7 protein-coding genes are annotated in these 4,234 nt (G+C 70.7%); all 7 read right to left on the bottom strand.

Features of this window, described 5'->3' with window-relative positions; translation table 11 throughout:
• Positions 1-41 precede the first annotated feature (41 nt).
• Entirely contained in the window at positions 42-413 is a 372-nt protein-coding gene (gene cas2, locus PHC73_RS12000; RefSeq protein WP_300128542.1) for a CRISPR-associated endonuclease Cas2, read from the bottom strand.
• Between the two features lie 8 nt (positions 414-421).
• Positions 422-1,171 carry a CRISPR-associated endonuclease Cas1 gene (locus PHC73_RS11995; protein ID WP_300128539.1) on the bottom strand — a complete coding sequence of 250 codons (750 nt, stop codon included), beginning with the start codon at positions 1,169-1,171 and terminating at the stop codon, positions 422-424.
• A complete protein-coding gene (gene cas1, locus PHC73_RS11990) occupies positions 1,161-2,129 on the bottom strand; it encodes a CRISPR-associated endonuclease Cas1 (RefSeq protein ID WP_300128536.1) in 969 nt (322 codons plus the stop codon). Before cas1 ends, PHC73_RS11995 begins: the two co-directional genes overlap by 11 nt.
• A gap of 6 nt (positions 2,130-2,135) precedes the next feature.
• Positions 2,136-2,420: a CRISPR-associated endonuclease Cas2 gene (locus tag PHC73_RS11985; RefSeq protein ID WP_300128533.1), complete on the bottom strand. Its 285-nt coding sequence runs from the start codon at positions 2,418-2,420 to the stop codon at positions 2,136-2,138.
• A 79-nt stretch (positions 2,421-2,499) separates the two neighbouring features.
• A complete protein-coding gene (locus PHC73_RS11980) occupies positions 2,500-3,015 on the bottom strand; it encodes a hypothetical protein (RefSeq protein WP_300128530.1) in 516 nt (171 codons plus the stop codon).
• Entirely contained in the window at positions 3,015-3,308 is a 294-nt protein-coding gene (csx16, locus tag PHC73_RS11975; RefSeq protein ID WP_300128527.1) for a CRISPR-associated protein Csx16, read from the bottom strand. Before csx16 ends, PHC73_RS11980 begins: the two co-directional genes overlap by 1 nt.
• Positions 3,305-4,234, bottom strand: a 930-nt coding sequence (gene cmr6 / locus PHC73_RS11970; RefSeq protein ID WP_300128524.1) for a type III-B CRISPR module RAMP protein Cmr6, incomplete at its 5' end; no start/stop codon positions are given. The genes csx16 and cmr6, both read right to left, overlap by 4 nt.

Genomic DNA, 4,234 nt, shown 5'->3' with positions numbered 1-4,234 from the left:
AGTCTTAATCCCTTCTTAATCAGGTCTGCCTTCAATCTGCCTCAATAATTTCCTCCTTCGTTATCAACGAGCTGCGGCTGGGCTTGACGCTGCTGCGGCTGGGGCGCCAAGTCAGGGTCGGCCGCCAGACCGGGCAGGCCGGGCTCGGGCAGGTATACGCCATCAGGCAGCAGGCGACGGCCGTAGAACACCCAGTCGGGCTGTTGGGGCAGCGGGTACAGGCGCACGTCGTCTTCCGGGGCGATGATGCTGCTGATGAGGGCCTGCAGGTGGCGGATGCCACGGCGCGTGAAGCGGCCTACGAATACCGAGTATTGCACGGACAGGGCGTGTTTTTTGAGTAGCCGGTGCAGCGCCGACAGACGGCGCGGGTGGCGGATGTCGTAGGCGATGAGCCAGGTTTGGGTGTTCATGGGCGGCGTTACAGGTCCAGGCTCCACAGGCTGGCGATGGTGCGCCGGCAGGTGGCCATGAGCGCCGGCCGCAGGTGCTGATGGTAGAACTCGGCGGCGGCGTGCAGGGTGGGCAGGGCCATGGCGTCGGCGGCCGCCAGCAACCGGCCGCGCAGCGGCCATTGCAGCAGGCTGAGCAGGTCGTCCGCCAGGTGCCCGACCGGGCCGAGGCCAACCAGTTGCTCGGGCGCGAGTCCGGCCGTGGCCAGGTCGGCGGCGATGTCGGTCTGCAGCAGGCTGGTCAGGCGCTGCGTGGTGGCGGCGGTCTGGGCGCCAAAGCGCGCCTGCAGGGCGTCGTGCAGGCGCTGGCGCAGGCGGCGCAGGTCCCGCTCGTCGGGCCAGCCGAGCGCCTGGCAGGTGTAGCGGGCACGACGCTGCTGCTGGGCGTGCAGCCAGGTCTGGTAGCGCTCTTCCCAGCCGGGACGCACGCTGGCCAGCTCGAGCCGGCTGCCGAGGTCGAGCCGCGCGGTCGGCCGTCCGCTGGCGATGCCGATGCAGCGATCGTCGAGGTCGAGAAACGCCACCACCAGGCCATGCTCGATGCAGGCTTGCAGTGCGTCGCCCTGCCAGCCGACCGGCCCGCGGCAGACGATGGCCGACAGCCGCGGCAGTGGAAACCAGGCGGGCGACTGGTCGTGATGGTGCACTTCCAGCGCCGGGCCGACGCGCGTCACCCGGACGGGCGTGCGACCGTCCAGGTAGAGCGTTTTACGCGTCATCGGTTTCCTCGCCGAGGGTGGGCGGACAGGCGGCGCGGGCGGCGGCAGCCAAGTGGCGGCACAGGCGGCGAAGAACACGCCGCTGTGGACGGGCAAAGGTTTCGTAGGCGCCGAAGAACACGGCGCGGCCGGCTTTGCCGAGCAGGCAGCGGCCGGCTTCGGTGTGAAAGTGCTCGGCGCGCAGCGCGCGCGTGGCAAACAGGCGCCACAGCCAGCCGTCGAGTGCCGGGCGCAGCGGCTCGATGAGGTCGCTGGCCAGCGACTCGCGCCCAAACGACAGGCCGTGCAGAAAACCGATGTACGGGTCGAGCCCGGCCGCGTAGGCGGCGCGCACAGCCTCGAAGTGCAGCAGCGTGTAGCCCAGTGACAGGGCGGCGTTGACCGGGTCCGGCGGCGGCCGGCGGCGGCGCGCGGCAAAGCCGAGCTGCGGCGGCAGCACGGCGCCCAGGGCCTGAAAGTGCGCGGCGGCGCCAGCGCCTTCGAGCCCGCGCACGCTGGCCAGGTCGGCTGAGCCTGCGAGCGCCGACAACAGCGCCTCCAGCGTGGCCATGCCGCGGCTGAGCGCGCGGGACTGGTCGGGCCGAAGCCGGCGCGCCTGCGCCAACAGGCGGCTCTGGCGACGCAGTTTGTGGGCCACCAGGCGCTTGGCGGTGGCCAGCGCGAAGGCGCCGTCGTCCGCCAGACGCATCTGGCCCAGGCGCACGCGGGCGTCCTGGTGGGGGCGGCCGTGCACGATGGCCAGACGCTCGCCGCTGCGCGGGCCGAGCAGCAGCACGCCGATGCCGCGCTCGGCCAGCGCCCCCAGCACGCGGCTGTCCAGGCGCACGGCGGCGGCCACCACCACGCGTTCGAGCAGCGCGAGCGGCACGTCCTGCGCTGCCGGGCCGGCTTGCAGGCGCAGGCGCCCGGCGTGGTGGGCCACGGTCAGGTCTTTGCGGTCCAGGTACAGCGTGGTCATGGCATGTCAGCCGGCGTAGAAAAACGGCGGGTCGGTGGCCGGCACGGCGCTGCCGAGCGCCACCGGGCGTGCCCGCGGGTCCAGGCGCAGCAGGAAGAACCGGTCCTGCCGCTCGTCCAGCACGGCGGCCATGTCGGCCAGCAGCGCGGCTTTCTCGGCTGCAGTCAGCCAGCACTCGTAAACGGATTTCTGGCCGCCGGTGGCGTGGGCGCGCACGCGGTCGAGCGCGGCCTGCAAGCGGCGCGGGCAGGACACGTCGTAAGCGGCCAGGTACAGGGTTCGGGCGGGCATGCGGGGCCTCGGTCGGTGGCGATGAGGCCATCAGAACACGCCGCCCGGCCTGCGCGCGGCCGCGGCAAGCTTGCCGCGGTCAGGGCAGACGCAGCGGCCCGAAGCACCGATAGGTACCGGCCTCGTACTGGTAGAGCAGCACGCGCGCACCGTTGGCGAATTCGGCACCGACCAGCGCCGCGACGATGCCCGGCCCGGCGTGAAAGTAGTGGATGCAGTCGGTACCGGCCGCCAGCAGCCGCGCGGCGGCGGCGCGCAGCTCGCGGTAGAGGTCGGCCATGTCGTCCGGTGTGAGGAACTCGTCGCGCTCGATTTGGACCAGGCGCTCGTCGGGGATGGCCGCCAGCGGCGGCTCGGCGCGGCGGTAATTTTCGACCGCGGCGCGGATGTTTTTGCCTGGCAAAAGATCCATGATGAGGATGGCCGGCCGCTCGCCGGGGGCGCGGCGGATGTGCTGCAGCAAGGCCCGCTCGCGCCGGCGCCGGCCGAAGGTGACGTCCCACCAGGTCCACACGATGGGCACCAGCGACAACAGCCCGAGCACGGTGGCGACCGGGTCGAGCCAGTCGCCGATGAAGGCACGCACGGCGTCCATCAGGCCACCCGCTCGACGCGGTATTCCTCGATGCGCGCGCCGCAGGCGCGCATGTCGGCGGCGCCGAGCTCGCGCCCGCGCCAGTCGGCCGGCAGGTCGAGGCTGAGGTGCAGATAGCGCCCGCCCCGGGCGCAGACTTCGGCGGCGAGGTTCACCGGCAAGGTGCCGATCACCACGTCGCCGGCCTGCACCTGCGCCGGATCGAGATGCGCCAGCGCACGGTCCACGGCGAGCCCTTGCTCGCGCGCCCAGTCAGCGGCGCCGGGGTGGCGGGTGACGAAGTAGGTGGTCACGCGCCCTCCAGCTTTGCCAGCCAGTCCCGGAATTCCTGCTTACGCTCCTTTTTGCCCGGCCAGCCGCTCCAGGCAATCGTTTCGCGCAGTAAAGCGGCCGCGGCGCCGCGCTCGACAGGATCGGTCCAGGCCAGGGCGGTCTGGAAAAAGGCCCGCCGCTGAGCGTCGAACTCACTGCCCGGCTGGTGGGCGCCGCGGGCGCGGGCTTTTTCAAACAGTTCCCGAAAATCCTCGATAGCTCGCTGCTGTTCGGTCATCGCCGCGCGGGCGGCGGCGCGTTGGCTTTCTGCAAGCGCCGCTTCGCGCTCGCTTTGTGCCCTCTGATTCCGCTGCATCGCCCCATACCCGACCGCGGTCTTGGCGCCGAAACCGAGCCAGGTAAAGGCGTGCTCGAAGGCGGCGGTGAGCAGCGTTTTCCAGCGGTCGTCCTGCGCCAGTTCGGGCGCCAGCCGGTGCAGGCGAGGCAGATCGCAGACCACGTGAAAGGCGAAGCCGGAGCCGGGCGGCACGGTGAGGAACGGAATCGGGATGGGCTGGCCGGATTCGTGGGGCGAGACGCTGTCGCCGGTCTTGCGATCGCGATTTTGCTGGTAGTAGTGCCCCTGGTGCGGGGTCATGATCTCGACGTGCAGGCTGTCGCCCTTGATCTGCGGGATCACGTCCCAGAACGACAGCACGCCGCGGACGTGCTCGGCGTCTCCATCTCGGGTTTCGCGGCCGAACAGCACGTCGCACATTGAAAGCGCGACGGTCTTTTTCTGGATTACGACGGAAAACGATTTTTCGTCATCACCCCGCCAACCGTGCGCATCGCCCCAGTCGCCGCTGGTCAACTCCCGTGCCGCCTGGCGCAGCACACCCTTGACGCCGGAGCCGGGTAGATAGGGCAAACCGTAAGGGTTCAGGAAGGCAAAGCCGTTTTCCAG

It is taken from the genome of Immundisolibacter sp. (assembly GCF_028696615.1).
Classification (GTDB): Bacteria; Pseudomonadota; Gammaproteobacteria; order Immundisolibacterales; family Immundisolibacteraceae; genus Immundisolibacter.
The sequence above is the reverse complement of the archived record's forward strand: the minus strand, read 5'-3'. Positions and strand labels throughout refer to the sequence as shown.

Bases quoted from the DNA above. Each gene is read 5' to 3' on its own strand.
- cas2 (WP_300128542.1), bottom strand. From the start codon at position 413: ATGAACACCCAAACCTGGCTCATCGCCTACGACATCCGCCACCCGCGC.
- PHC73_RS11995 (WP_300128539.1), bottom strand. From the start codon at position 1,171: ATGACGCGTAAAACGCTCTACCTGGACGGTCGCACGCCCGTCCGGGTG.
- cas1 (WP_300128536.1), bottom strand. From the start codon at position 2,129: ATGACCACGCTGTACCTGGACCGCAAAGACCTGACCGTGGCCCACCAC.
- PHC73_RS11985 (WP_300128533.1), bottom strand. From the start codon at position 2,420: ATGCCCGCCCGAACCCTGTACCTGGCCGCTTACGACGTGTCCTGCCCG.
- PHC73_RS11980 (WP_300128530.1), bottom strand. From the start codon at position 3,015: ATGGACGCCGTGCGTGCCTTCATCGGCGACTGGCTCGACCCGGTCGCC.